This window comes from Bradyrhizobium sp. 197, from assembly GCF_023073375.1.
Lineage (GTDB): Bacteria > Pseudomonadota > Alphaproteobacteria > Rhizobiales > Xanthobacteraceae > Bradyrhizobium.
The window spans coordinates 67,192-91,945 of the sequence record NZ_JADPJJ010000138.1 but is presented as its reverse complement, the minus strand read 5'-3'; the positions used below and the strand labels follow the sequence as shown (position 1 = coordinate 91,945).

General features: G+C 64.8%; 25 protein-coding genes. 5 read left to right on the top strand and 20 right to left on the bottom strand.

Annotation, left to right across the window (positions count from 1 at the left end):
• The first annotated feature begins 87 nt into the window (after nt 1-87).
• Nucleotides 88-639, top strand: a complete 552-nt coding sequence (locus IVB27_RS30780; protein WP_247446621.1) for a CAP domain-containing protein — start codon at nt 88-90, stop codon at nt 637-639.
• Nucleotides 640-729: 90 nt separating this feature from the next.
• On the top strand, nt 730-1,908 hold the full coding sequence (locus IVB27_RS30775; RefSeq protein ID WP_247446620.1) for an aminotransferase class V-fold PLP-dependent enzyme: 1,179 nt from the start codon (nt 730-732) through the stop codon (nt 1,906-1,908).
• Nucleotides 1,909-1,977: 69 nt separating this feature from the next.
• On the opposite strand, the gene IVB27_RS30770 is transcribed toward IVB27_RS30775, so the two are convergent.
• Nucleotides 1,978-2,439 carry a cupin domain-containing protein gene (locus IVB27_RS30770; protein ID WP_247349148.1) on the bottom strand — a complete coding sequence of 154 codons (462 nt, stop codon included), beginning with the start codon at nt 2,437-2,439 and terminating at the stop codon, nt 1,978-1,980.
• Nucleotides 2,440-2,566: 127 nt separating this feature from the next.
• On the opposite strand from IVB27_RS30770, the gene IVB27_RS30765 reads away from it, so the two are divergent.
• A complete protein-coding gene (locus IVB27_RS30765; protein WP_247446652.1) occupies nt 2,567-4,120 on the top strand; it encodes a winged helix-turn-helix domain-containing tetratricopeptide repeat protein in 1,554 nt (517 codons plus the stop codon).
• 12 nt (nt 4,121-4,132) lie between these two features.
• On the opposite strand, the gene IVB27_RS30760 is transcribed toward IVB27_RS30765, so the two are convergent.
• The 6 genes from IVB27_RS30760 to yajC are packed head-to-tail and all read right to left on the bottom strand — an operon-like array spanning nt 4,133 to nt 9,774.
• A complete protein-coding gene (locus IVB27_RS30760) occupies nt 4,133-5,377 on the bottom strand; it encodes a threonine ammonia-lyase (protein ID WP_247446619.1) in 1,245 nt (414 codons plus the stop codon).
• Nucleotides 5,378-5,422: 45 nt separating this feature from the next.
• Nucleotides 5,423-6,286 (bottom strand): phytoene/squalene synthase family protein, encoded by an 864-nt coding sequence (locus tag IVB27_RS30755; protein ID WP_247446618.1) that lies wholly within the window; start codon nt 6,284-6,286, stop codon nt 5,423-5,425.
• The gene (locus tag IVB27_RS30750) at nt 6,283-6,666 is read right to left on the bottom strand and encodes an Mth938-like domain-containing protein (protein WP_247446617.1); all 384 of its coding nucleotides are present in this window, start codon (nt 6,664-6,666) and stop codon (nt 6,283-6,285) included. Before IVB27_RS30750 ends, IVB27_RS30755 begins: the two co-directional genes overlap by 4 nt.
• A 60-nt stretch (nt 6,667-6,726) precedes the next feature.
• On the bottom strand, nt 6,727-7,746 hold the full coding sequence (gene secF / locus IVB27_RS30745) for a protein translocase subunit SecF (protein WP_247349153.1): 1,020 nt from the start codon (nt 7,744-7,746) through the stop codon (nt 6,727-6,729).
• 10 nt (nt 7,747-7,756) lie between these two features.
• Nucleotides 7,757-9,361 carry a protein translocase subunit SecD gene (secD, locus tag IVB27_RS30740; protein WP_247446616.1) on the bottom strand — a complete coding sequence of 535 codons (1,605 nt, stop codon included), beginning with the start codon at nt 9,359-9,361 and terminating at the stop codon, nt 7,757-7,759.
• A gap of 47 nt (nt 9,362-9,408) precedes the next feature.
• Entirely contained in the window at nt 9,409-9,774 is a 366-nt protein-coding gene (yajC, locus tag IVB27_RS30735; RefSeq protein ID WP_247349156.1) for a preprotein translocase subunit YajC, read from the bottom strand.
• 181 nt (nt 9,775-9,955) lie between these two features.
• Between yajC and IVB27_RS30730 the strand changes: the two genes are divergently transcribed.
• Nucleotides 9,956-10,984 carry an ATP-binding protein gene (locus IVB27_RS30730; protein WP_247446615.1) on the top strand — a complete coding sequence of 343 codons (1,029 nt, stop codon included), beginning with the start codon at nt 9,956-9,958 and terminating at the stop codon, nt 10,982-10,984.
• A gap of 135 nt (nt 10,985-11,119) precedes the next feature.
• Here the strand turns inward: IVB27_RS30730 and IVB27_RS30725 are convergent, their stop codons facing one another.
• Together IVB27_RS30725 and IVB27_RS30720 are read right to left on the bottom strand one after the other, a co-directional pair.
• Nucleotides 11,120-12,505 carry a LysM peptidoglycan-binding domain-containing M23 family metallopeptidase gene (locus tag IVB27_RS30725; RefSeq protein ID WP_247446614.1) on the bottom strand — a complete coding sequence of 462 codons (1,386 nt, stop codon included), beginning with the start codon at nt 12,503-12,505 and terminating at the stop codon, nt 11,120-11,122.
• Nucleotides 12,506-12,614: 109 nt separating this feature from the next.
• On the bottom strand, nt 12,615-13,265 hold the full coding sequence (locus IVB27_RS30720) for a protein-L-isoaspartate(D-aspartate) O-methyltransferase (protein WP_247446613.1): 651 nt from the start codon (nt 13,263-13,265) through the stop codon (nt 12,615-12,617).
• A gap of 224 nt (nt 13,266-13,489) precedes the next feature.
• Between IVB27_RS30720 and IVB27_RS30715 the strand changes: the two genes are divergently transcribed.
• Nucleotides 13,490-13,861 carry a response regulator gene (locus tag IVB27_RS30715; protein WP_008547195.1) on the top strand — a complete coding sequence of 124 codons (372 nt, stop codon included), beginning with the start codon at nt 13,490-13,492 and terminating at the stop codon, nt 13,859-13,861.
• Here the strand turns inward: IVB27_RS30715 and surE are convergent.
• The 11 genes from surE to argS all read right to left on the bottom strand — a co-directional run bounded on the left by surE (nt 13,858) and on the right by argS (nt 24,750).
• Nucleotides 13,858-14,634 (bottom strand): 5'/3'-nucleotidase SurE, encoded by a 777-nt coding sequence (surE, locus tag IVB27_RS30710; protein WP_247446612.1) that lies wholly within the window; start codon nt 14,632-14,634, stop codon nt 13,858-13,860. The genes IVB27_RS30715 and surE overlap by 4 nt on opposite strands.
• A gap of 99 nt (nt 14,635-14,733) precedes the next feature.
• On the bottom strand, nt 14,734-15,096 hold the full coding sequence (locus IVB27_RS30705; RefSeq protein ID WP_247349160.1) for a hypothetical protein: 363 nt from the start codon (nt 15,094-15,096) through the stop codon (nt 14,734-14,736).
• Between the two features lie 94 nt (nt 15,097-15,190).
• Entirely contained in the window at nt 15,191-16,522 is a 1,332-nt protein-coding gene (serS, locus tag IVB27_RS30700; protein ID WP_247446611.1) for a serine--tRNA ligase, read from the bottom strand.
• A 182-nt stretch (nt 16,523-16,704) separates the two neighbouring features.
• A complete protein-coding gene (tatC, locus tag IVB27_RS30695) occupies nt 16,705-17,517 on the bottom strand; it encodes a twin-arginine translocase subunit TatC (protein ID WP_247446610.1) in 813 nt (270 codons plus the stop codon).
• Nucleotides 17,514-18,077: a Sec-independent protein translocase protein TatB gene (gene tatB, locus IVB27_RS30690; RefSeq protein ID WP_247446609.1), complete on the bottom strand. Its 564-nt coding sequence runs from the start codon at nt 18,075-18,077 to the stop codon at nt 17,514-17,516. The genes tatC and tatB overlap by 4 nt, the downstream gene beginning before the upstream one ends.
• An 86-nt stretch (nt 18,078-18,163) precedes the next feature.
• The gene (locus IVB27_RS30685) at nt 18,164-18,397 is read right to left on the bottom strand and encodes a twin-arginine translocase TatA/TatE family subunit (protein WP_247349164.1); all 234 of its coding nucleotides are present in this window, start codon (nt 18,395-18,397) and stop codon (nt 18,164-18,166) included.
• A gap of 166 nt (nt 18,398-18,563) precedes the next feature.
• Nucleotides 18,564-19,316 carry an SMC-Scp complex subunit ScpB gene (gene scpB, locus IVB27_RS30680; RefSeq protein ID WP_247446608.1) on the bottom strand — a complete coding sequence of 251 codons (753 nt, stop codon included), beginning with the start codon at nt 19,314-19,316 and terminating at the stop codon, nt 18,564-18,566.
• Between the two features lie 21 nt (nt 19,317-19,337).
• The gene (locus tag IVB27_RS30675; protein ID WP_247446607.1) at nt 19,338-20,177 is read right to left on the bottom strand and encodes a segregation and condensation protein A; all 840 of its coding nucleotides are present in this window, start codon (nt 20,175-20,177) and stop codon (nt 19,338-19,340) included.
• Nucleotides 20,174-21,202, bottom strand: a complete 1,029-nt coding sequence (nagZ, locus tag IVB27_RS30670; RefSeq protein ID WP_247446606.1) for a beta-N-acetylhexosaminidase — start codon at nt 21,200-21,202, stop codon at nt 20,174-20,176. The genes IVB27_RS30675 and nagZ overlap by 4 nt, the downstream gene beginning before the upstream one ends.
• 46 nt (nt 21,203-21,248) lie before the next feature.
• Complete coding sequence (locus tag IVB27_RS30665; protein ID WP_247446605.1) at nt 21,249-22,817, bottom strand: SPOR domain-containing protein; 1,569 nt, start codon at nt 22,815-22,817, stop codon at nt 21,249-21,251.
• 142 nt (nt 22,818-22,959) lie between these two features.
• Complete coding sequence (argS, locus tag IVB27_RS30660) at nt 22,960-24,750, bottom strand: arginine--tRNA ligase (RefSeq protein ID WP_247446604.1); 1,791 nt, start codon at nt 24,748-24,750, stop codon at nt 22,960-22,962.
• Between the last annotated feature and the right edge of the window lie 4 nt (nt 24,751-24,754).

Here is a 24,754-nt window from a genome sequence, read left to right as displayed (position 1 = left end):
GCGCCCACATTGGCGATAGAGAAGCGATCGGAGAATTCGGGCTTGGCGGGAGGGGCTGACGGGGTCATGGGTACTCGGGGAACGATGATGCATCGTGTGGTTGGCAGCCTGATCGCTGGCCTTCTGCTGCTCGCCACCACGCCCGCAATGGCCGAATCCCCAACCGATCAAATCTCGAGCTTCCGCCTCAAGCATGGTGAGGTCCGCGTCGTGCGGGATTCGACCCTCGACCGCATCGCCATGGACCAGGCGCGCGCGATGGCGGCGAAGGACGACCTCAGTCACGACGCCCTCGGTCCGTTCAATCGCCGCGTCGCGCCGGCCGGCGCAGGCCGCGCCGCCGAGAACATCGCCTACGGCTACGACAATTTCGAGAAGACGCTGGGCCAGTGGATCGACTCGTCCGGACACCGCAAGAATCTCTTGCTGCACAACGCCTCCCGCGTCGGGATCGCGAACGCGAAAACCGCCAGCGGCAAGCGTACCTACTGGGCGATGGTGATCGCCGGCGACTACGAGCCGAAGGGCAAAGGCAAGAAGGACAAGGAGCCGCTGGTCGCCGTGAAACGTGAGGCCGCTCCTGCAAGCAAGCCCAAATCTGGCGGCTGTCACATCAAGCTGCTCGGGCTCTGCATCTGAGGCGAACTCAGGCATTGCCGGCGGCCATCTTGCTCGCACTGCTCCAGGCGCCTAATTCATGCACTGAGATCGCGAGAAGCGGAGGCGCAATTGATCGACATCGAGCGAATACGTGCCGATACGCCAGCGACCTCCCGGCTTGCGTACCTTCACAACGCAGGGGCGGCTCTCATGCCGGCTCCCGTTGTGGAGGCCATGAAGCGGCATATCGATCTGGAGAGCGAGATCGGAGGTTACGCTGCGGCCGACCGGGCGTTCGATCGGCTGGAAGCGGTCTACGGCTCGGTCGCGCGCCTGCTGAATGCCGCGCCGGATGAGATCGCGCTCATGGAGAACGCGACGGTGGCCTGGCAGATGGCGTTCTACGCATTTCGGTTTCGCGAGGGCGACCGGATCCTGACCGCCGAGGCGGAATACGCTGCCAATTATGTCGCCTTTCTTCAGGTCGCCAAGCGTACAGGCGCCGTCATCGAAGTCGTGCCGAGCGATGCCAGCGGCGAACTCGACGTCCACGCGCTCGAACGCATGATCGACGAGCGCGTGAGACTGATTGCGATCACCTGGGTTCCGACCAATGGCGGGCTGGTCAATCCGGCTGCAGCCGTCGGCAAAATCGCGCGAGCGCGAGGCATTCCCTATCTGCTCGACGCCTGCCAGGCGGTCGGACAGATGGCGGTCGATGTCGAGGCCATCGGCTGTGACATGTTGTCGGCGACTGGTCGCAAATTCCTGCGCGGCCCGCGCGGCACCGGCTTTCTCTACGTCCGCCGGGAAATGCTGCAACAGCTCGAACCGCCGATGATTGACCACTTCGCCGCGCCCTGGGTCTCCCGGGATGCTTACCGGCTGCGTAACGATGCGCGCCGGTTCGAGACCTGGGAGAACAATTACGTGGCGCGTCTGGGACTGGGTGCGGCTGTCGATTATGCCTTCGACATCGGAATAGGCCCCATCGAGCAGCGCTGCCGCATGCTGTCGGACCGTCTCCGGGGCGGCCTCGCGTCCGTTCGCGGCATCAGCATTCGCGACCTCGGACGCGCTCCAGGGGCCATCGTCAGCTTCACGATGGAAGGGTACGAGGCGGAAGCGGTCGTCAGTGATGCGGCCGCAGCCGGCATCACTATCGGTGCCTCAGATCCGTCGAGCACGCGCATCGATGCCGAAATTCGCTCGCTGCCGCCGGTGGTGCGGGCATCCCCGCATTACTACAACACGGAAGTCGAGATCGATCGGCTGATCGCCCATTTGGCGGGTTTGGTGCCGCGATAGCAAGGCGCAAGAACCTGCGCGACCGAATCAAGTTCGAAGCCGATCCGCCGTCGCCCCAGCACATGGCCTTCAACCTTTCGTTGTCAGCGCCGACAGCTGGTCGGTGTCGAAGCGGGCGCGCAATTCACTGATGGCTTTCGCGTCCGGGGCTCCGTTTGCGGTCAGCTTGGCCAATTCTTCGAAGTAGCGTTCGTGTCCCGGTGGAGAGACCGTCATGAGCACGCGCGCGGGCTTCTCGCTGACGTTGGTGATGTTGTGCGGGACGCCGGGCGGGATGAAGAGATAGGTCCCCGGTGCCGCTCGGACGACTTCGTCACCGACATGCCATTCGCACTCGCCCTCTAGCATGTAGAAGGTCTCTTCCTGCACGCGATGAACGTGCCGGCCTGTGGCGAACCCTGCCGGTATCGTCCAGTCGAACATGCTGGTGTGCTTTGTATGTTCGCCGGTTACCAGGAAGGCCATCGGTTGACCGCGCAGCATGATTCCCTTTGTCTCGCCGGGCCTGCGGATGAGCGGTTTGGCGTTCATGTGACCCTCCATGGCTTGGTGCGGCTCTGCCTGAAAACTGCGCCATTGTGATCCAGCGGCTCCTGAAAGTGGTGAAGCCGTTCGGAAAACATTGCAAAAAACCTCCGAAATGTGCCCTTCTTTGGCAATGGCCATGATCCTTGAATTTGGTCCATTCCGTCTGGACGCCGATGCAAGAATCCTTTTCCACGGTGCCGAGCCGACCCCCCTCGGCCAGCGAGCCGTCCTGCTCTTGGCACTGCTCGTGCGACGGGCCGGCGCGCCGGTGTCCAAGGAAGCCTTGATCGAGGCGGCGTGGCCCGCCCAGGCAATCGAAGACAGTAATTTGACCGTCCAAATCGCTGCTGCGCGGCGCATTTTGGCGGATATCTCTGGAGAGGCCCGCTGGATCGAGACCCTGCCGCGGCACGGCTATCGCTATGTGGGTCCCTCCGTTACGACGTCCCAGCGGGATCACGCATCCGCCGCCTCCGCAGCGCCATCGCTGATGTTGCCTGACAGGCCGTCAATCGCGGTCTTGCCCTTCGCGAACCTGAGCGGTGATGCAGAGCAGGACTACTTTGCCGACGGGATGGTCGACGATATCATCACAGGACTGTCGCGCATCAATTGGCTGTTCGTGATCGCGCGGAATTCGACGTTCATTTACAAGGGCCGTGCGGTGGACTTGAAACAGGTCGGCCGCGAGCTTGGCGTCCGGTATGTGCTGGAAGGCAGCGTCCGGAAGACCGGCACAACGGTCCGTATCACAGGCCAGTTGATCGATACGTCGACCGGCGGGCATGTGTGGGCCGAGCGCTACGACCGCCGGTCCGAGGACGTTTTCGCCCTCCAGGATGACATCGCCCTATCGGTCGTCGGCGCCATTGCGCCGAGCCTGCGGCGCGCCGAATTCAACAGGGTCAAGCGCCAACGGCCCGACAGCCTCGATGCTTATGATCTTGTCCTGCGGGCCCAGCCGGATGTCGATTCCGGAATGCCTGAGCAGGTCACGCAGGCCCTTGTGCTGCTCGCACGTTCGATCGCGCTAGAGCCTACTTATGCGCTAGCGCACGGCAATGCCGCAATGTGTCACCATTGCCTGTTCCTTCGAGCCGGTTTGCAGGAGGTCAATCGGGCCGCGTCTATCCATCATGCCCGGTCGGCCCTGATCCACGGACAGGATGACGCGCTTGCTCTCACCCTTGCGGCTTTTTCGATCGGCATGGATGGGCACGATCGTTCCGCAGCATTCACTGCACTCGACGCCGCACTCGCCATCAGCCCATCATCGGCGCTGACCTACATCCTCGGCAGCGTCATGCTCGGTTGGGGCGGCGAAGCCGACCGCGCCATCGAGTGGAGCGAAAGGGGCGTGCGGCTCAGTCCGTTCGATCCCTGGGCCTTTGCTGCGTTCGACGCGCAGGCCATGGGTCACTTCCACCGCGGTCGATATGAAGAAGCCTGTCGTGCGGCCTACCGGTCGGTTCAGGCCAATCCTCGACATAGCATTACCTATATGCAACTGGCCGCGGCGCTCGCAAAGCTCGGACGTCTGGAAGAAGCGAGGGCGGCGGCCGCCCGGGTACTCGAGTTGCACTCGACGTTCCGCTACAGCCGGCAGTTCTCCGGCGTCAACTGTTCCCCGGCGCTTGCGTCGTCCCTTGGCGAGGCGCTTCGTGCCGCCGGCCTGCCGGAATAACGGTCGCGCCAATCACGTGCAGCGCGCGCTCAATCCGGATGCGCCAAGCTTGGCCATGACCTCGTCGAGATGGGCGCTGTCGCGGGTCTCGATGACGAGTTGCAGCAGCGTCGCCTTCGCCGGCAGGTCCGAGAACGTGCGCTGGTGCGAGACCTCGATGATGTTGGCGCCGGCCTCGGCCAGCAGTGCCGCGACCGCAGCCAGTTGACCGGGCCTGTCGGGGATGTCGAGCGACAACTGGGTCAGCCGCCCCTCGCGCGCCAACTCGCGGGTAAGGACCGACGCGATCAGCCGTGTGTCGATATTGCCGCCGCTCAGCACCAGCCCGACCTTCTGGCCGGCAAAGCGGGAGGGATCGGACATCAGCGCAGCGAGGCCAGCGGCGCCGGCGCCCTCGACGACCGTCTTCTCGATCGAGATCAGGGTGGCGACCGCACGCTCGAGTTCGGCTTCGTTGACCAGCGCAATGTCGTCGACGAGGCGGCGGACGATTTCGGTCGTGATCTTGCCAGGCGATTTCACCGCGATGCCTTCGGCGAGCGTGTCGCCGCGCGCCGGCAGATTGCCGTCATGGATGGCGTTGTACATCGAGGGATAGAGCCAGGCCTCGACGCCGAGGATCCGCAGCGATGGCTTGATCGATTTCGCCGCAATGCCGATCCCGCTGATCAGGCCGCCGCCGCCGATCGGAACGACCAGCGTGTCAAGCTCCGGTACCGCCTTCATCATCTCCAGCCCGACCGTGCCCTGCCCCGCGATGACAAGCGGATCGTCGTAAGGGTGGACGAAGATCATGCCGCGAGCTTCGCCGTGGCTGCGCGCATACGCGGCGGCTTCCTCCAGCGTCGCGCCCGTGACCTCCACCTCGGCGCCGTGGTGCTTGGTGTTCTCGACCTTCACCATGGGCGTGCCGACCGGCATGACGATGGTGGCGGGAATGCCGAGCCGCCTGGCGTGATAGGCAACGCCCTGCGCGTGGTTACCAGCCGACATCGCGACGACGCCGCGCGCGCGCTCCTCCGGTGTCAGCGCCGCGAGGCGGTTGAGCGCGCCGCGCTCCTTGAACGAGGAGGTGAACTGGAGGTTCTCGAATTTCAGCCAGATGTCGCAGCCGCAGATGTTGCTCAGCGTGCGGCTGTAGCTACAGGGCGTCTCGACGACGGCGCCGCGGATGGTCTTGGCGGCGGCATGAATATCATCGGGCACGACCGGAAGGCCGCTGAGATCAGAGGATACGCTTTGGGACAATTCAGCCATGGGACAGCATAGAGCATTTGGCAAAATGAGGCGATAAGCCAGCTTCTATTTGGTAAATTCCCGCGATCGTGAAGCCCGCCACAGCGTCCACAGCGTGCGCAGCCGCGACGAGTGCTGCGGCGTAAACGGATTACGCGCGGGCTGCGACAGGCGCTCGAGGTCGGCCCGCACCTGGCTCAGCGGCAGAAATGCCGGCCGTGCCGACGGCGGCACCTCCGCCAACAGCGACAAGGCCGTGGTCAAATGCTGCCCGGCCTCGCCCGCGAGTTGGTTCAGGACGGCGCGCAAATTCGGCGTCTCCTTGCCGGCGAACACATCCTCCATGTTGCAGCCATGGCTCGCCAGAACCTGCTGCGGCAAGAACAATCGCCGGTGCGCCGCATCGCGCGGCAAGTTCGCGATGACCTGAGCGATGCCCTGGGCCAGCCCGGCATGCCGCGCGAGATGCTCCGCTGCGTCCAAAGGTGACGCCATGATCCGTGCCGCGAGGGCAAACAACGCCGAGCAAGTCGCAGCCATATAGCCTTCGAGCGCCGTCATGGTCGGCATCGGATCGTTGTAGAGGTCGAACTGGTGCTCGTCGGCGAGCAGCGACAGCGGCTCGACCGGCAGGTCGAAATCGCGGATCGCGCGGAGCAGTTCCGCCGCCACCGGATTGCCCTCGGCGCTGCCATGGACCTGGCCCGAAAGCATGTCGGTCCACCATTGCAGGCGGATTTCGCCCGGCAAGGGCTGGCTCACCTGATCGCGAACGCGGACGATCTCGACATTGAAGGCATAGAGCGCCAGCAGCGCGCGGCGCTCGGGGGCAGGCGCGAACAGGGTCGCGGCATAGCGGGAAAAGTCGTGGCTGCGCACGAGGTCAGCGCAGAAGACAGCGGAATCCGGCGGCGGCGCGGAACTGCTCATGGCACGGCGATCAGCGCGGCCGCGACGCGGCGCCGTTCGCCCATCATGATGTTGTAGGTGCGCACGGCAGGTCCGGTCTGCATCGTGTCCAGCACCACCCTCACCGCTTTCAGCGCCTGGCGCAGCTCCGGCGGCGGCAGCCAGACACCGGTTCCCGTCCCGATCAGAAGCGTGTCGATGCTATTGGCAGAGGCGAACACCCGCTCAAGCGAATAGCGGTCGATCCGCGCCGGATCGGTCACGTCCCAGGCCCAGATCGCGTCAGGCAGGCAGAGCAGCGAGCCCCGATGCGACATGCCGGCAAAGGCGAAGCCGCCCTTGCCATAGGCCTCGATCGGCGCCGAGCGCGGGAAATGCGGTGCGTTGGAATCGCCGGCCATGAGCTTCGTCCGAATAGGCGTATCGCCCTCGCAAACGCCTGCGAGGGCATGCGGTTCGGATCATGCCTTGTTTTTCTTCGCCGGCGCAGCCGTATCGCGCGCATCTTCGCGATGCTCGCCGACGCCGAGATAGATCAGGATCGGCGCCGCGATGAAGATCGAGGTGTAGGTGCCGACCAGCACCACGCCGAACATCATCACCGCGGTGAAGCTGTGGATGGCATGACCGCCGAACAGGAGCAGGGCCAGTAGCGCCAGCGTCACCGTGAAGTGGGTGATGATCGAGCGCGACAGCGTCGAGTTAATGGACTCGTTGAGGAGCTGCGGCATCGGCATCTTCTTGTAGCGCCGCAGCATTTCACGGATGCGGTCGTAGATGACGACGGTGTCGTTCAGCGAATAGCCGAGAATGGTCAGAAGTGCCGCGATACTGGTCAGGTCGAAATCGACCTGGCTGATCGACATGAATCCGATCGTCAGCACGATGTCGTGCACGTTGGCGATCATGGCGCCGAGCGCGAACTGCCACTCGAAGCGGAACCAGAGGTAGACCAGGATCGAGACGATCGCGAGCATCAGGCCGAGCATGCCGTAGGCCAGCAGCTCGCCGGAGACGCGCGGACCCACCACCTCGACGCGGCGATAGTCGACGGAATCGCCGAGCGCGGAACGAACCTTCTGCACGGCCTCCTGCTGCGCGGCGTCACCGCCCGGCTGCTCCGCGACGCGGATCAGGACGTCGGCCGGACCGCCGAACTGCTGCAGCTGGACTTCGCCGAGGCGCAAACCATCCAGCGTTGTACGCATAGCCGCGATATCGGCGGTGCCGGACTTGGCCTGCACTTCGAGCAGCGTGCCGCCGCGGAAGTCGATGCCGAAATTCAGCCCGTGGGTGAAGAACAGCGTGATCGCGACGATCGACAGCGCTGCCGAGATCGGGAAGCTGATGCGGCGGAAGCGCGTGAAGTCGAAATGGGTATTGTCGGGGACGATGCGCAGCGACGGCAGCCAGCCGAACGCCGCAACCACGGTGAGAATGGCAATGAGGACGCCGAGCCCGATGAGAATGGTATGATTCACGATCAGGCTCCTAGATCGGCACGCTCTGCGGCCGCTTCCACCGCACCCATCCGGCGACGATCAGCCGGGTCAGGGTGAAGGCGGTAAACACTGTGGTGATGATGCCGATGCCGAGCGTCACGGCGAAGCCGCGCACCGGACCGGTGCCGATGTAGAACAGCACCGCGGCGGCAATGAAGGTAGTGATGTTGGAATCGAGGATGGTCGCGAGCGCCCGCTTGAAGCCGGCGTCGATCGCCGAGATCGCGTTGCGGCCGCCACGCAATTCCTCGCGGATGCGCTCGTAGATCAGCACGTTGGAATCGACCGCGATGCCGACGGTGAGCACGATCCCGGCGATTCCGGGCAGCGTCAGCGTCGCGTTGAGCAGCGACAGCAGGCCGAAGATCATGGCGACGTTGATGGCCACCGCGATGTTGGCGAACACGCCGAACAGCCGGTAGGTCAGGAGCATGAAGATGATGACCAGGATCGAACCGACATAGGCCGCAAGCTCGCCCTTCTCGATCGAGTCCTGACCGAGGCCCGGACCGACGGTACGTTCCTCGACCACCGTGAGCGGTGCCGGCAGCGCGCCGGCGCGCAGCAGGATCGCGAGATCGTTGGCCGATTGCACGGTGAAGCTGCCGGAGATCTGGCCCTGGCCGCCGGTGATGGGCTCGCGGATCACAGGCGCGGAGATCACCTTGTTGTCGAGCACGATCGCGAAGGGCAGCCCGACGTTCTCTTGCGTGGCCTGCGAGAATTTGCGCGCGCCTGACGTATTGAACTTGAAGCTGACGACGGGTTCACTGGTGCGCTGGTCGAAGGTCGCCTGGGCGTCGGTTAGGTCGCCGCCCGCAACCAGCACCTGCTTCTTGACCACGTAGCCGGGCGGCGGCGGCGTGGCGCTCGGCAGGAACTCGGAGTCCGGCGGCAACGCGCCCTGCTGCGCTTGGTCCGGCGGCACCGAAGGATCGACCATGCGGAATTCCATCTTTGCAGTCTTGCCCAGCAATTCCTTCAGGCGGGTCGGGTCCTGGAGGCCGGGGACCTGCACCAGGATGCGATCGTTGCCCTGGCGCTGGATGACGGGCTCGACGGTCCCGAGCTCGTTGACGCGACGTTCGACGATCTGGATCGACTGCTCGATGGTCTTGCGCATGCGCTCGATCATCGCGGCCTGCGGGATGGCGAGCCGGATCAGGCCGCCGCCAGCATCCGTCACCTCGAGGTCGCGCTGACCGCTGGATCCGACCAGTCCGCCCAGCGGCTGGGCCAGCTCGCGCAGCTTGGCGAGCGCGGCCTGCTGGTCGGATTCCTTGGTGATCCGAACCTCGGCCGCGTCGTTGCGCACGGTGACGCCGCCGGTGAAGCCGATCTTGGCATCGCGCAGCGTCCGGCGAACGTCGTCGCGGACCTGATCGAGCCGCTCCTTCTTCACATGATTGCCGTCGACCTCGAGCAGCAGATAGGAGCCGCCTTGAAGATCGAGGCCGAGCACGAGTCGGCGCTGCGCCCAGGCGGGCCAGGTCTTGACCTGCGCTTCGGGAAAGAAGTTCGGGACCGCGCAGAGGCACACGATCAGCGCCGTCAGGATAATCCCGAGCGCCTTCCACCGCGTGAAATACAACATCGACTGGACCTGTCAGATCAGGAGATTTGAGAGACTCGCGGAAGCGCTTACTTCGCCGCGGCGTCGTCCTTGGCGCTTTCCTTGGATTCTTTGGCCGGCTCGCCCTTGGCGCGCACGCCGGAGACCATCGAGCGCATCTGCCGCACGCGCACGCCGTCAGCAATCTCGAACTCGATCTGGTCGTCGTCGACGACTTTGGTGACCTTGCCGACGAGGCCGCCCGTGGTCACGACGGTGTCGCCGCGACGGATGTTCTTCACGAGATCGGCGTGGTCACGGACCTTCTTCTGCTGCGGACGCAGAATCAGGAAGTACATGATCACGAAGATCAGAGCGAACGGCAGTAGCGACATCAACATGCCGCTGGTGTCGCCGGCGCCCGCAGCCTGGGCATACGCAGGGGTAATCAGCATTCGGACGATCCTCGAGAGAACGGGGGAAAACCGGTCAGGCCCAAATGGCGACCGGTTCGGTCAAATTCGCGCGGACTATAGCGGCCATTGCCCCAATTGCAACGCTGCCAGACCGTCGATTTGGCCACCTTGCGGAGCGTGCTCGGGCCCGATAAAGGCTGCGTTCTCAGGAACTTCGGACATGCCCCAAAAACCAAGCAAACGCCCGGCCGGCAAAGGCCCCCGCACCGCTGCCAGGAAGCCTGCCCGCGTCGCGGCAAAACGTCCCAAGGCGGCCTCCAAGGCAACTGCCAAGGCAACTGCCAAGGCAACTGCCAAGGCAGCTTCCAAGGCGACCCCTGACCTCTCCCAGGAGCGCGTCGTTCGCGCGCTGGAGACGATCGCGGCGCACCTCTCCGCCCAAGGCAAGCTCGCCGTCGAACGCGAATCGTTCAAGCAGGCGGATGCTTTCGTCTGGCACCCGGACGGCCGCCTCGCGGCGGTGCCACGGGTCAGCCGCGTCGAGCTGTTCCTGCTCAAAGGCGTCGATCGGGTGCGCGACATCCTGATCGAGAACACCGAGCGCTTCACCAATGGCCTGCCCGCCAACAACGCGCTGCTCTGGGGCGCGCGCGGCATGGGCAAGTCATCGCTGGTGAAGGCGGCGCATGCCAGCATTAACGCGGAGCGCAAACCGGCCGACAGACTGAAGCTGATCGAGATTCATCGCGAGGACATCGAGAGCCTGCCCGCACTCATGGAGCAGCTCCGCGCCTCGTCCTTCCGCTTCATCGTGTTCTGCGACGACCTCTCCTTCGACGGCAATGATGCGTCCTACAAGTCGCTCAAGGCGGTGCTCGAAGGCGGCATCGAGGGCCGACCCGAGAACGTCATCCTCTACGCCACCTCCAACCGCCGCCATCTGCTGGCGCGCGAGATGATCGAGAACGAGCGCTCGACCGCGATCAATCCCGGCGAAGCCGTGGAGGAGAAGGTCTCGCTGTCGGATCGGTTCGGCCTCTGGCTCGGCTTCCACCGCTGCAGCCAGGACGAATATCTCGCCATGGTGCGCGGCTATTGCAGCCATTTCGGCGTCAAGGTCGACGACGAGGCGCTGGAACGCGAGGCACTGGAATGGTCCACGACGCGCGGCTCGCGCTCGGGCCGCGTCGCCTGGCAGTTCGTGCAGGAGCTTGCGGGACGGCTCGGCGTGAAGCTGACGGCGAAGTAATCAGTCGGAAACTGTTGCCCGGCCCATCGCTGTCATTCCCCGCGCAGGCGGGGAATCCAGTATTCCAGAGACGGTTGTGATCAATCGAGAGGCTGCGGCGTACTGGACGGATTCAGTGCCGGGGCAACGCAGGCCTCACGCCCCGTTCAGGAATTGAAGCGGGTCAACCGGGCTCGATCCCTTACGGATCTCGAAGTGGAGCTGCGGCGACGCCACCTCCCCGGATTGACCCGACTTGGCGATGACCTGGCCGCGCTTGATGGTATCTCCGCGCTTCACCATCAGCTCACTCGCATGGGCATATGCGGTGACGTAGCCGTTGGAGTGCCGAACCAGGATGAGATTGCCATAACCTTTCAGCTCGTTGCCGGAATAGGCAACGACGCCGTCTTCGGCCGCCTTGATGGGCGTCCCCTCGGGCACGGCGAGATTGATGCCGTCATTGGACTTGCCATTGGTCTTGGCGCCGTAAGTCGTGACCACTTTTCCGCGCACCGGCCAGCGGAAGGTCGGCAGCGCGCTGGTGGTCTCCGCAGCTTTCGCCGGAGCTTCCGCGGTCTTCTCTTCGACATTGGCCGTGGCCTGCGCCAGGCGCGCGCTCTGCACCGGCGCGGCGACGGCCGCCATCTTGGTCGCAGGCGCAGGAGCGACCGCGACGGGCTGTAGCGTACCCACGACGGGGGCGGATCCGACCGGAGCCGCGGCAACCGGCGCCGCGAGGGCGGCAGTCCTGGCACCGGGCACGGCGAGCCGGGTGCCGAGCTTGAGCTTTGCAGACGGATTGAGGCCGTTGGCGCGAGCCAGTTCAGCCGCCGAGATGTGGTTCTTGCGGGCGATGCTGACGAGCGTGTCGCCGTGGTTCACGAAGTGCGTGCTCGGCGGCACGGCAACGGCAGCAACCGGCTTCCCAGCAGGCGCCGCCGCAACGGGAGCCATGAGCGGCGCGGGCGCAGCGGCCGTGGCCTGGTGCGGGATGATCAGCTGCTGGCCGGGCGAGAGCGAGCGCGGGCCCTTATAGCCGTTGGCCGCGAGGATCGCCTGGGGCGTGACGCGATAGCGTTTGGCGAGCAACTCAAGCGTATCGCTGGTGCCGACGATGATCTTGGTTCCACCGACCGGCTGGGCGGCTGCAACCGAGCGCGGCGGCACGGTGGCCGTGGTCTCCAGATGCGGCTGCGCCGGGGGTGCGTAGGACCCCATGCCACGTCCGCCTCCAGACACACCGCCACCTGCCGCAACCGGATAGGATTGCGGCGCAGACACCGCCGGCGGCGACAAGGGCTGCGACTGGTAGTAGCCGGACTGCGTCTGTGGCCGCGAATATTGCGGCAGCTCGCGCTGCGGCGGCGGTGCCTGCTGCACCGAACCGGTCGATTCCTGCGCGAAGGGGTTGGAGAAGTTCGACTGGGACATGCGCGACGACATGTCGGCGCTGCACCCTGCGAAGCTGAAGGAGATCAGCGCCAGCACCGCGACCTGCGGTACGCGGCGCGAGTAAAGCAACTCGGCGACAGCGGACATGGTTACTCACTCGTACGCAACAGAACTGGTCTTTTAAGTAAACACGCGCCGAGTAAATAACGGCTTAACCCTCCCAATAAGATGTTGGCAGCACATCCAATCCGGAATTCTACAGCTCCCGCGCCACGCCGGGCAGCGCCGGCACGAAGCGGACGTCGACGAGTTCCTTGCGCTCGATCCCGGCCTCGGTCCGGCTCAGGCGGATCAGCGTCTGCACGCCCTGATGCGGGCCGACGGGCGCGATCAGGATGCCGCCCACCTCCAGCCGCTCGATCAGGTTGTCCGGAATCCGCTCCATCGCGGCCGTGACGATGATGCGGTCGAACGGGCCGATATTGGGCGGCAGATTGAGTCCGTCGCCCAGCATCACCTCGACATTATGACAGTTGAGCTTTTCAAGCCTGATACGTGCGGCGTCCGCGAGCTTGCGGTAGCGCTCGACGGTCAACACCTGGCCGGCGAGCCGCGACAGCACCGCGGCCTGGTAGCCCGAGCCGGCGCCGATCTCGAGCACACGGTGCTTCTTCTGGAGCTGGAGCTGCTCGGTCATATAGGCGACGACGAAGGGCTGGCTGATGGTCTGCCCGCAGGCGATCGGCAGCGCGGTATCGCGATAGGCCCCGTCGCGATCGGCTTCGTCCACGAACTGCTCGCGCGGCACCTCCTCCATGGTCCGCAGGATCGCCTGGTCGCTGATACCCCGGCGCCTCAGCGTGAGCTGAAACATCATCTTTTCCGGCGGATGCTGATGGGAGGTCATTGCCTGCTTATGCTGTTTTGGGGATCCGGGATGCCAACCCCGGGGCGCGAGAATCTTGTTCCGGTTCAGGAACCCGTGATACGCTTCTGCTGGCGTATCTGACCACAAATCGGCTTGCAACGGGCGAGCCTCGATGGCCATTTCAGACATCCGATCGTCGAAACGCGCATTGCGTCGATTCACGTTATCTGCGAACGTTTTTGGCAATGGGCAAGGACTCTACCATGACCGCGACGGGGCTTTCAGGCCGCTCTGTATTCCTCGTCGAAGACGAGGTGATGATCAGGATGATGGTCGCGGATATGCTCGAAGAGCTGGGCTACAAGGTCGCGGCTGAGGCGGGCGACATCACCGAAGCCATGCGGCTCGCCCAGGCAACCGAGTTCGACATCGCCATTCTCGACGTCAACGTCAACGGCAAGGTCATCTCGCCGGTCGCCGATGTCATCAAGGCGAAAGGCTGCCCGTTCATCTTCGCCACCGGCTACGGCTCCTCCGGGCTCCCCGAGCAGTACCGCGATCGGCCGGCGCTTCAGAAGCCGTTTCAGCTCGACGCGCTCGGCAAGACCATCGAAGCCGCGCTTCGCGGCGGCTAGGCCTTAAGTTCCAGCGTCGCACTCAGCGCCTCGGAAAACGCTTCGTTGGTGCGGTCGAGTCTGAGCGGCGTGACGGAGACGTAGCGTCCGCGCAGCGCCGCGAGATCGGTGCCTTCGGCGGGCGTATCAATCATCACCGCGCGCTCGAAGCCGATCCAGAAATAGGGATTGCCGCGGCCGTCCTTGCGCTCGTCGATCCTGAGGAAGCCGAGATTGCGCTTGCCCTGCCGCGTCACGCGGATGCCCAGCACATCTTCCGGCGCGCAAGCCGGGAAGTTGACGTTGATGACCGTGTCCTTCGGGATGCCGGCGGCGATCACCTTGCGCAGGATGTCGGGGCCGAATTTGCGCGCTGTGTCCCACAGCGGCCGGTCGCGGGTCTCGACGCTGAATTCCTGCGACAGTGCGAACGACGGCAGCCCCAGGATGGTGCCTTCCAGCGCACCGGCGATGGTACCGGAATAGACCACGTCCTCGGCGACGTTGCGGCCCTTGTTGACGCCCGACAGCACGACATCGGGCAGCTTGGCGCCGAGGATATGGCGCGCGCCCATGATCACGCAGTCGGTCGGCGTGCCGCGCACGGCGAAGTGCCGCGGGCCGACTTCGCGCAGGCGCAGGGGATCGTTCAGCGACAGCGAATGCGACACGCCGGACTGGTCGAGCTCAGGCGCGACCACCCAGACGTCATCGGACAATGCGTGTGCGATCTCCTCCAGCACCTTGAGGCCGGGGGCGTGGATGCCGTCGTCATTGGTGCAGAGAATGCGCATGCGAAAGGTCGATTCCTGAAACGGGTCTGATCCGTCTTATCCGGCTGGGGCCGATCAGGCAAACCGGCCGATCGGGGCCGGCGGCCGTTCCCGGTTCTGTTAGCGGCGAACGCGCCATTGCGGCAGGAAGCGCGCCAGCCGGCCCTCCGCGTGCAGCTTCATCGCCGGCACGACCGGGCTCACGATTGGAGCCTCGATGACGCCGAGCGCCTCCAGCTGTTCAACGAACGGGTCCGCCACCGGCGCCTGCGGAAAGCGTTCCCGTGCCATCGTCAGCGCGTTGTCGAAATCCGCGGCATTCACGCCGGGCTTGGCCCGCCGGCTCTGGACCAGATCGTCGTCCCATAGCCGCGCGATCGCGATGTCGAGCACGCCACGCAGCCGCTGATCGACAGCCTGGATGCCGGCACCTGTCACCGCCCATTGTCTGCCGACCCAGAAGATGTCGCGGTGCAAGGCCATGAACGAGGGGTTCGCGTTGTCGCGTGGCCGGCAGGATAACCGGCCGCCCGATCTTCGCAACCAAACGTTTCTGAGTTTCAGATTGGCAACACGCCTACTCGCGCGCGACCACCTTGATCCCGCCCATATAGGGCTGGAGCACGCTGGGGACCGCGATCGAGCCGTCCTCCTGCTGATAGGTCTCCATCACGGCGATCAGCGCGCGGCCGACCGCGGTGCCCGAGCCGTTCAGCGTGTGCACAAAGCGGGGCTTCCCGTCCGGCCCACGCGAGCGCGCATCCATGCGGCGGGCCTGGAAATCGCCGCACACCGAGCAGCTCGAGATCTCGCGGAACATGCCGCCGTCGCCCTGCCCGGGCATCCAGACTTCGATGTCATAGGTTTTTTGCGACGAGAAACCCATATCTCCTGCGCACAGCGTCATCACGCGATAATGCAGGTCGAGCTTCTGCAACACCTGTTCGGCGCAGGATAGCATCCGCTCCAGCTCGTCCTTGCTCACCTCCGGCGTCGTGATCGAGACCAACTCGACCTTGGTGAACTGGTGTTGGCGTATCATGCCGCGGGTGTCGCGCCCGGCCGCGCCCGCCTCGGCGCGGAAACACGGCGTCAACGCGGTGAGCCGCATCGGCAACTGCTTCTCGTCGAGAATGGATTCGCGAACAAGATTGGTGAGGGCAACCTCGGCGGTCGGGATGAGGCCGAGGCGCTCGGTCATCAGCCGCTCAGAGTCCGGCGCGGCCAGGAGCTCGCCCTTGATCGCCCAGAACTGATCGTCCTCGAATTTCGGCAACTGCCCGGTGCCGAACATCACCTCGTTGCGCACCAGCAGCGGCGGGTTGATCTCGGTGTAGCCGTGCTCGTTGGTGTGCAGGTCGAGCATGAACTGGCCCAGCGCGCGCTCCAGCCTCGCCAACCCCTTTTTCAGCACGACGAAGCGCGCGCCGGAAAGTTTTGCCGCCGCCTCGAAATCCATATAGCCGAGCGCGGTGCCGAGATCGTCATGCAGCTTCGGCGCGAAGCCGTAGTTGCGCTTGTTGCCGAACACGTGGTGCTGAACGTTGCCGTGCTCGTCGACACCATCGGGCACTTCATCGAATGGAATGTTCGGGATCGCGGACAGCTCCATTATCAGCAACTCGTCGGCAGCCTTCGCGGCCGCCTCGAGCTCCGGCATCGTGGTCTTCAGCTCGGCGACCTCCGCCATCAGCCTGGCCGCGCGCGTCTCGTCCTTTGCCTTCTTGGCATCGCCGATCTCCTTGGAGGCCGCATTGCGCCGCGCCTGCGCCTGCTCCGAGGCCAGGATCGCCGCCCGCCGCTTCTCGTCGATCGCGAGCAGCGACGCCGACAACGGCCTCAGGCCACGCCGGGCGAGGCCGGCGTCGAAGGCTTGCGGATTGTCGCGGATCGATTTGATGTCGTGCATGGCCGTGGTCCTGGATCAACGCGCAAACATACAACGGCGAACGTTGTAAGTCAGCGCGTCTCCTAGCATGGCTATCATCATCCGCGAAGGCGGATGATCCAGGATTCCAGAGAGGTCAATGATTCCCCGAGAGGCCGCGGCGTACTGGATTCCCCACCTTCGCGGGGAATGACACCTCGTCCCTACTCCGCCGGACTAGCCGGGGTCGATACGTCAGTGCCGGTGGCCGCCTTTGAAGCTGCCGCCTTCTTCTCCACAATGCTCACCGCGATGATCGAGCCCTCGTAGAGCGCGAGCAAGGGGATCGCGAGCGAGCACTGGCTGAGCACGTCGGGGGGCGTCAGCACGGCCGCGATGACGAAGGCGATGACGATGAAATAGCGGCGCTTCTCGCGCAGCATTTTTGCCGAGACGATGCCGATCCGGCCCAAGAGCGTCAGGATCACCGGGAGCTGGAAAGCGACGCCGAAGGCAAAGATCAGCGACATCATCAGCGACAGATATTCGCCGACCTTGGGCAGCAGTTGGATCTGCGCGGTCTCGTCGCTGCCGGCCTGCTGCATGCCGAGCGAGAAGCGGACCAGCATCGGCAGCACGACGAAATAGACCAGCGCCGCGCCCAGCACGAAGAAGAACGGGGTCGCGACCAGATACGGCAGGAAGGCATTCTTCTCGTGCTTGTACAGGCCAGGCGCGACGAATTTGTAGATCTGGGTCGCGACGATCGGGAACGAGATGAAGCCGGCGCCGAACAGTGCAAGCTTGAGCTGGGTGATGAAATATTCCAGCAGCGCCGTGTAGATGAATTTGGAGTTTTCGGGACCCGCGACCCACACGAACGGCCAGACCAGCACGTTGTAGATCTGCTTGGCGAAGAAGAAGCACAAGATGAAGGCCACGCCGAAGCCGAGCAGCGCCTTGATCAGCCGCGACCGCAGCTCGATCAGATGGTCCATCAATGGGGCTTTGCTGGCCTCGATATCGGCGTCGCTCATGACGCTTTGGCGTCCTTGAGCGCTTCGGATGGCGCGGTGTCCTGTGCGACCTGCGCCTGCTCGACCTCACGTGTGATGGCGAGCGGCTCGTTCACGGCCGCATGCGCTTCGGCCTCCACAAAGGTCTCCGGCGTCGGCGCTTCCGGAGTGGTCGGGGTGAGCGGCGCGTCACTTGACGTCGTCGACGCGTCACTTGACGTCGTCGGCGCTTCAATCGAAGTCGCCGGCGGTTCGACCGCCGTGGTGGTCGTCTCGGCCGGCTTGTCCAGCGCATCGACGCGGAGTGCGTCGCTGACGTCCTTCTGCAGCGAGGTCATCAGATTGTTGCCGGCAAAACCGGAAGCCGCTTCCTTGACCTCATCGAAGCTCTTCTTGAGGTCGGCCATTTCGGCCTCGCGCATCGCTTCCTGGAATTGGCCCTGGAATTCGGCGGCCATCTTGCGGGCCTTGCCCATCCACTGCCCGACCATGCGCAGCACGCCCGGCAGCTCTTTCGGGCCGATGGCCACCAGGGCCACGACCCCGATCAGGACCAGTTCACTCCACCCGATGTCGAACATGAGGTCTTCCGTTCACGCCAGCCGCGACCGGCCCAATCCCTTGCGCGCAGGATCGGGCGCTACCTGCGTCTCGCGTGCTCTCTGGCTCAGACGGCCTTGCTGCCGACGTCGGACCGTGCCGCGGTCGGCGCGGCAGTGTGCTCGAGGGACTTGGCCGGCTCGGGCTTGTCGGCGACCTTGTCGTCGTCCTGCATGCCCTTCTTGAACGCCTTGATGCCCTGCGCCACGTCGCCCATCAGATCCGAAATCTTGCCGCGGCCGAACAGAAGCAGGACCACTGCGATCACCAGGATCCAGTGCCAAATGCTAAGTGAACCCATCCTGCAATCCTCCAAACGCGTATGGCCGGGGACCGGCCGATCTTCACAGAAACCTAGGCTTGGCAGGTGTCAAAAACAAGGACCAAGGCAGCGCCAATTCGCTGTTGGCGCTACGTAATCTTGCTAGTGTTAACTGGTCGCAGGGGGCCGGTAAAAGGCCGGGACGTCAGTCCGCGCCGCCGCCCTCGCCACCCTCATCGCCGTCTTCCGGCGGCGTCTCGGGCTCGACCGCAGGCGCCAGCGCCAGATCGAGGTCCTCGCCCGGTTCCAACGGATCCTCGTCCTCACGCAGTTGCGGGTCGTCCGACGGCGTCGGCACGCTGAATCCGGTCGGCAGACGCGAATCCAGCAGGCCCGTGCCCTTCAGCTCCTCCAAGCCAGGCAGATCGCCGAGCTGTTCCAGAGTGAACTGCGACAGGAAGTCCTCTGTGGTTCCGAAGGTCAATGGACGCCCCGGTGTCTTGCGACGGCCGCGCGGCTTGATCCAGCCGGTTTCCAGCAGCACGTCCAGTGTGCCCTTCGAGGTGACGACGCCGCGGATCTCCTCGATCTCGGCGCGCGTCACGGGCTGGTGATAGGCGATGATCGCGAGCACCTCGATCGCGGCGCGCGACAGGCGGCGGGTCTCGGTGCTCTCACGGGTCATCAGCCAGGCGAGATCGCCTGCGGTGCGGAAGGTCCATTTGTTGGCGACCCGCACGAGGTTCACGCCGCGCAAGGAATAGTCGGCCTGCAACTGCTCGAGCGCGGCCTTCACGTCCACGCCCTCGGGCATGCGCTTGGCCAGCGTCGCGGTGTCCAACGGTTCATTCGAAGCGAACAGCAGCGCTTCCAGCAGCCGCAATTCTTCGGGACGCGCCTGGGATTCGTTCTCCATCGGCTCGGCCTCATCTACCCGCACTTCAGCCAGGCTTGCCATGGCAGATTCTCCTTGTTGCACTTAAGCGACCGGCGCATCGGGCGCAGGAGCTGCGTCCGCGATCGGCTGAGGGCGCCCCTTCCGGAAATAGATGGGCGAAAACGCCTCTTTCTGGTTCAGCTCGAGCTGACCTTCACGCACCAGTTCGAGCGCAGCCGCAAAACTCGAAGCCAGCACCGTCGCGCGCTGCGTCGGATCGGCGACGTGCCGGAGCAAATAGTCGTCGAGAACGCCCCAGTCGTCCTGTTCGCTGATGCTGCCGACCAGCCGCTCCAGCGTGGCGCGCGCCTCGGCGAGCGACCACACCGTGCGCTTGGCCAGATGCACGCTCGCCAGCACGCGCGACTGGCGCTGCGAGGCATAGGCGGTGAGCAGGTCATAGAGCGTCGCGGTGTATTTCGGATGCTTGATCTCGGCGATCTGCTCGGGCTCACCGCGCGGGAAGATGTCGCGCAGCAATTGTTGCCTGTTCATCAGCCGGTTGGCGGCTTCGCGAATGGCTTCCAGCCGGCGCAGGCGGTTGGCGAGCGCCGTCGCCATCTGCTCCGCGCTCGGGCCGTCCGCACTCGGCGGCTCCGGCAGCAGCAGGCGCGATTTCAGGAAGGCGAGCCAGGCCGCCATCACGAGATAATCGGCGGCAAGCTCGAGCCGGATCTTTCGCGCGGCTTCGATGAAGTGGAGATACTGGTCGGCGAGCGCCAGGATCGAGATCTTGGCGAGATCGACCTTCTGCTGCCGCGCCAGTGCGAGCAGCAGGTCGAGCGGCCCCTCATAGCCCTCGACGTCCACCACCAACGCCGGCTCACCCTCGGCGAGTTCTGCGGGCCGCCCGGTTTCAAACGATAGGATTTCTGCGGTCATGCCGATGCCGTGTTTGCCCGTGCGATCAATGCGTCCAGTTCGGCCCGTGCGGCCGCGCGGTCGAGCGGCTGCGGTGCTTTACGCGCCGCAAGCGCGGCGTTTGCCCGCTCCAGCGCCCTGCCCGCCAATTCAGGTGTCTGGCCGGCGACCTCGCGCATCTCCTCGATGTTGCCGTTGCAATGCAGGGCCACGTCGCAGCCGGCCGCGAAGATGGCGCGGGTCCGTTCGGCGATATTCCCCGACAGCGCGTTCATCGACACGTCATCACTCATTAATAAACCCTGGAACCCGATCACGCCGCGAATCACTTCAGCGATCATTGTCGCAGATGTCGTCGCCGGATGGGCGGGGTCGACCGCGCTAAACACAACATGTGCAGTCATGGCCATCGGCAAATCGGCCAGCGGCTTGAATGCCGCGAAGTCGGTCCGTTCCAGTTCGTGCCTGGACGTATCGACCGTCGGCAGCTTGAAATGGGTATCGGCGGTGGCTCGCCCATGGCCGGGAATGTGCTTGAGGACCGGCAGCACGCCTCCCTGTTCCAAGCCCTCGGTGACGGCCCGGGCAATCGCCGCGACCTTGCCCGGCTCAGTGCCATAGGCTCGATTTCCGATGACTGCATCGGCGCCGGCCACGGGAACGTCGGCCAGGGGCAAACAATCCACGGTAATGCCGAGATCGACGAGATCGGCAGCGATCAGCCGGGCGCTGAGGCGCGCCGCGGTCAGCCCGAGCGCCGAATCAGTGTCGTAGAGGCCTGCGAAAATGGCACCCGGCGGATAGACCGGCCAATGCGGCGGTCCCAGCCGTTGCACCCGTCCGCCCTCCTGGTCGATCAGGACGGGGGCATCAGCAGAACCCGCAACCGCCCGCAATTCCGCAACAAGGGCAGCAACTTGAGCCGGCGTCTCAATATTGCGCTTGAAGAAGATGAAGCCCCATGGGCGTTCGCTGCGGATAAACTCCCGCTCTGCGGCGGTCAGTTCCGTTCCGGATACGCCCGTAATGAAGGCCCGCGTGCTCATAACGGCCGATTAACCCTGACCCGCGAGGGGGTCAAGGAAACGGCCGTTAATTCCTCTGGATGAGACACTGTGGTCCGCCGGCAGCCTTCAGGCTGTTGCAGACCTGCGTCGCTTCCGCGGCCGAACCATAGGGCCCGGCGAAGGCGCGGTAGACGATACCCTTGCCCTTGTCAGTCAGATCGGTCCGCTTGATCACCGCCGAGCGCGATCCAAGGATGCTACCATACTTGCCCTGAAGCACCCGGTAAGATGCGGCGGCGCTGTCCTCGTTCTGCTGCGACGAGACCTGTACGATATAGCCGCCGCCACTGCTGGCGGGCGCGAGTTGCGTTGGGTTGCTCGCAGCCATCCGCTGCGGCGGTTCGGCTGGCGGCGCCTGCGGCGCCAGCGACATCGGCTGGTTGGTACTGGCATTGGCCGAGGTCGGGGGCGCATGCGGGGCGATGGGCGCAGCTGGTGCCGCGAGCGTCTTCGGCGCAGTTGCCGTCCTGGCCGCAACCGATTGCGGCGCCGCGCTATCGTTCTGATCGCCCTTCACGGCCACAGTCCTGATCGGGCGCGGCGAATTGTTCGGCAGCGTCCCGTTGCTCGGGTTCGGACCCGCACTCGACGGCGGAATACTGGACGGCGACACGCTCGCGACCGGAGGCGGGTTCGCGTTCTGATTCAGCGGCGGGAACACCACACGGGGACCTCCCGCCTTGGCGTTGACGTCAACAGGCGCTTCCTCGCGCGGCACGATCTTCTCGGTGCCATCGCCGGTGACCATGCGGTCCGGCACTTTCGCCGAAGAATCCGACGGCGCCGGCACGACCTTGGTGGGCGTGTTGTCGGCCCTGATGATCGGCGGCTCCCCGCTGCGGGGCGAGCCCACATAGTTCTTGTAGGCGAAGGCAGCGCCGGTCCCGACCACGGCAAGCGCCAGGATCGCCGCGACCGTCATCATGCCGCCGCGCTGCTTTTTCGGCTCGTCGAGATCGGCCTCGGGATAGTCGCTCTGGAACGCGTAAGGATCGTCGGGATAGGCGGGGTCGCGCTGGTAGTCCTGCTCGCCCGCCTCCAGCCGTCCGTAGAGCGCATCGTCGTAGCGCGCCGGATCGGGCTGCTGATAGGCTTGCTCCTGGTAAGCCTGATCGGGCTGCTGGCAGGCCTGATCCTGGTAGGCCTGAGCTTGATAAGCCTGATCCTGGTAGGCGGGATCCTGATGGGCCTGCGGCTGATGAAAATCAGGCTCCGGCGCGGTCGGCTGGGCTGAATAGCGATGCAACGGATGAACCGGGGTTCCGGAAACGGGATAGGCAGGCTCAGGGGGTGGCGCGGGCTGCACATTGGCGCGCCGCATCCATGAGGGTGGTCCGGGCGGCGGCGAGGCCTGCTCTACATGGTCCTGCTGGTAATCGTCCTGCCGGTAGTCATGGTCCTGATAGCCCTGGGCAGGCGCAGGCGCTGCTGGCGGGTGCGCGCCGGGCCGCCCCTGCGCTGCGAACGGATCGGTCTGCCCGATCAGGCGAGCGAGCTCGGCCAAGGGATCGCCGCTCTCGGCCCTCCCATGCTGATCACCACCGCGACCATAGTCATCGGAAGGAAACGGTCTGTCCTGATATCGTTCGGCCATCGTGATGATGCGTCCCTTCGGGAAAGCCGCACGCCCCCTCGACCAAGGCACGGCTTTCGACCCACAAGGCTTTCAACCAAGTCTAAGCGATCCGGCTTCTGCCGGTTACCCCCAACAATCCCCTTAAGTAGTTCGCCCCAAACTACCGCATCTCGTCCGGAGCATGGACGCCGAGGATGGCGAGGCCCGATGCCAGGACAGAGACGACGCCCTGGACCATGGCCAGCCGCGCCTTCGTTAGAAGTGCATCATTATTGATAATGAAGCGTAAATAGGGCAAATCGCGCCCCTTCGTCCAAAGTGCATGAAATTCGCTGGCTAAATCATAGAGATAGAAGGCAATTCGGTGCGGCTCGTGGGCGCTTGCGGCCGCTTCCAGCATGCGCGGAAAAATTGCGAGCCGCTTGAGAAGGTCGAGCTCAGCCGGGTCCGACAGCCGCTCTATCGCCGACTCGGCGAGCCATGCGATGCGCTTTTCCGTATCCTCGGGGAGTTCCGGGAACACCTCCGCGCGTGCGTTGCGGAAGATCGAGTGGCCACGGGCGTGACCGTACTGGACGTAGAACACCGGGTTGTCGCGCGACTGTTCCATGACCTTGGCGAGGTCGAAGTCGAGCACCGCATCGTTCTTGCGATAGAGCATCATGAAGCGGACGGCGTCCTGGCCAACCTCGTCCACCACCTCACGCAAGGTGACGAAGTCCCCGCTCCGCTTCGACATTTTCACCGGCTCGCCGTTGCGCAGCAATTTCACGAGCTGGACGATCTTGACGTCGAGCGCCCCCTTGCCGGAGGTCGTCGCCTTCACCGCCGCCTGCATGCGCTTGATGTAGCCGCCGTGGTCGGCGCCCCAGACGTCGATCATCTCGGCAAAGCCGCGGTCGAACTTGTTCTTGTGGTAGGCGATGTCGGCGGCGAAGTAGGTGTAGGAATTGTCTGACTTGATCAGCGGACGATCGACGTCGTCGCCATAGGCCGTCGCCTTGAACAGCAGCTGCTCGCGATCTTCCCAATCCTCGGCCGGAGCGCCCTTAGGCCGCGGCAGGCGGCCCTGATAGATGTCGCCCTTGGCGCGCAGGAAATCGATCGTCTCGGCGACCTTGTTGTTGCCGGGGTCCAGCAGCGAGCGCTCCGAAAAGAACACGTCGTGGCGGATGTTCAGCGCGCCGAGATCGCCCTTGATCTCGTCCATCATCATCGCGATCGCCTTGGCGCGCACCGTCGGCAGCCATGCGGCTTCGCTCATTGCGAGGAGCTTGTCGCCATGCTCCTTCACCAGCGCTTGCCCGACTGGCTTCAGATAGTCGCCGGGATAAAGGCCTTCCGGGATCGCGCCGATGTCCTCGCCGAGCGCTTCGCGATACCGGAGGAACGCCGAGCGGGCGAGCACGTCGACCTGCGCGCCAGCGTCGTTGATGTAGTATTCGCGCGTGACGTCACGGCCTGCGAACTCGAGCAGGCTCGCCAGCGCGTCGCCGAACACGGCGCCGCGGCAATGGCCGACATGCATCGGCCCGGTCGGGTTGGCCGAGACGTATTCGACATTGACCTTCGAGCCACCGCGGGCGCGGCCGTAATCGGCGCCCTCGCGCAGCACCGTGCGCAGCGCTTCCGCCCAGGCAGCCGGCTTCAGCGTCAGGTTGATGAAGCCTGGGCCGGCGACGTCCACCTTGGCGATCAGGGTATCCGCACGCAGCCGCTCGGCGATCTGCTCGGCGAGATCGCGCGGCTTTGCCTTTGCCTCTTTCGCAAGCACCATGGCGGCGTTGGTCGCCATGTCGCCATGGGTGGCGTCGCGCGGCGGCTCGACCACCACGCGCGAGAAATCGATACCCTCGGGCCAGTTGGCTTCCGTCGCGAGCGCGCGGCAGACCGCGTGCACGCGTGCGAGTACGTCGGCGAACAGGTGCAGTGCTGAGGATGTGTCGGGCATGGGC

Coding starts and splice junctions, on each gene's coding strand:
- scpB (WP_247446608.1), bottom strand. CDS start 19,316: ATGGCAAGCCTGGCTGAAGTGCGGGTAGATGAGGCCGAGCCGATGGAG.
- argS (WP_247446604.1), bottom strand. CDS start 24,750: ATGCCCGACACATCCTCAGCACTGCACCTGTTCGCCGACGTACTCGCA.
- IVB27_RS30730 (WP_247446615.1), top strand. CDS start 9,956: ATGCCCCAAAAACCAAGCAAACGCCCGGCCGGCAAAGGCCCCCGCACC.
- IVB27_RS30685 (WP_247349164.1), bottom strand. CDS start 18,397: ATGGGTTCACTTAGCATTTGGCACTGGATCCTGGTGATCGCAGTGGTC.
- IVB27_RS30780 (WP_247446621.1), top strand. CDS start 88: ATGCATCGTGTGGTTGGCAGCCTGATCGCTGGCCTTCTGCTGCTCGCC.
- IVB27_RS30760 (WP_247446619.1), bottom strand. CDS start 5,377: ATGGCTGAATTGTCCCAAAGCGTATCCTCTGATCTCAGCGGCCTTCCG.
- serS (WP_247446611.1), bottom strand. CDS start 16,522: ATGCACGACATCAAATCGATCCGCGACAATCCGCAAGCCTTCGACGCC.
- IVB27_RS30705 (WP_247349160.1), bottom strand. CDS start 15,096: ATGGCCTTGCACCGCGACATCTTCTGGGTCGGCAGACAATGGGCGGTG.
- nagZ (WP_247446606.1), bottom strand. CDS start 21,202: ATGAGCACGCGGGCCTTCATTACGGGCGTATCCGGAACGGAACTGACC.
- IVB27_RS30750 (WP_247446617.1), bottom strand. CDS start 6,666: ATGGCCGGCGATTCCAACGCACCGCATTTCCCGCGCTCGGCGCCGATC.
- IVB27_RS30770 (WP_247349148.1), bottom strand. CDS start 2,439: ATGAACGCCAAACCGCTCATCCGCAGGCCCGGCGAGACAAAGGGAATC.
- IVB27_RS30755 (WP_247446618.1), bottom strand. CDS start 6,286: ATGAGCAGTTCCGCGCCGCCGCCGGATTCCGCTGTCTTCTGCGCTGAC.
- yajC (WP_247349156.1), bottom strand. CDS start 9,774: ATGCTGATTACCCCTGCGTATGCCCAGGCTGCGGGCGCCGGCGACACC.
- IVB27_RS30665 (WP_247446605.1), bottom strand. CDS start 22,817: ATGGCCGAACGATATCAGGACAGACCGTTTCCTTCCGATGACTATGGT.
- secD (WP_247446616.1), bottom strand. CDS start 9,361: ATGTTGTATTTCACGCGGTGGAAGGCGCTCGGGATTATCCTGACGGCG.
- IVB27_RS30765 (WP_247446652.1), top strand. CDS start 2,567: ATGGCCATGATCCTTGAATTTGGTCCATTCCGTCTGGACGCCGATGCA.
- IVB27_RS30675 (WP_247446607.1), bottom strand. CDS start 20,177: ATGACCGCAGAAATCCTATCGTTTGAAACCGGGCGGCCCGCAGAACTC.
- tatC (WP_247446610.1), bottom strand. CDS start 17,517: ATGAGCGACGCCGATATCGAGGCCAGCAAAGCCCCATTGATGGACCAT.
- IVB27_RS30715 (WP_008547195.1), top strand. CDS start 13,490: ATGACCGCGACGGGGCTTTCAGGCCGCTCTGTATTCCTCGTCGAAGAC.
- tatB (WP_247446609.1), bottom strand. CDS start 18,077: ATGTTCGACATCGGGTGGAGTGAACTGGTCCTGATCGGGGTCGTGGCC.
- IVB27_RS30725 (WP_247446614.1), bottom strand. CDS start 12,505: ATGTCCGCTGTCGCCGAGTTGCTTTACTCGCGCCGCGTACCGCAGGTC.
- surE (WP_247446612.1), bottom strand. CDS start 14,634: ATGCGCATTCTCTGCACCAATGACGACGGCATCCACGCCCCCGGCCTC.
- IVB27_RS30720 (WP_247446613.1), bottom strand. CDS start 13,265: ATGACCTCCCATCAGCATCCGCCGGAAAAGATGATGTTTCAGCTCACG.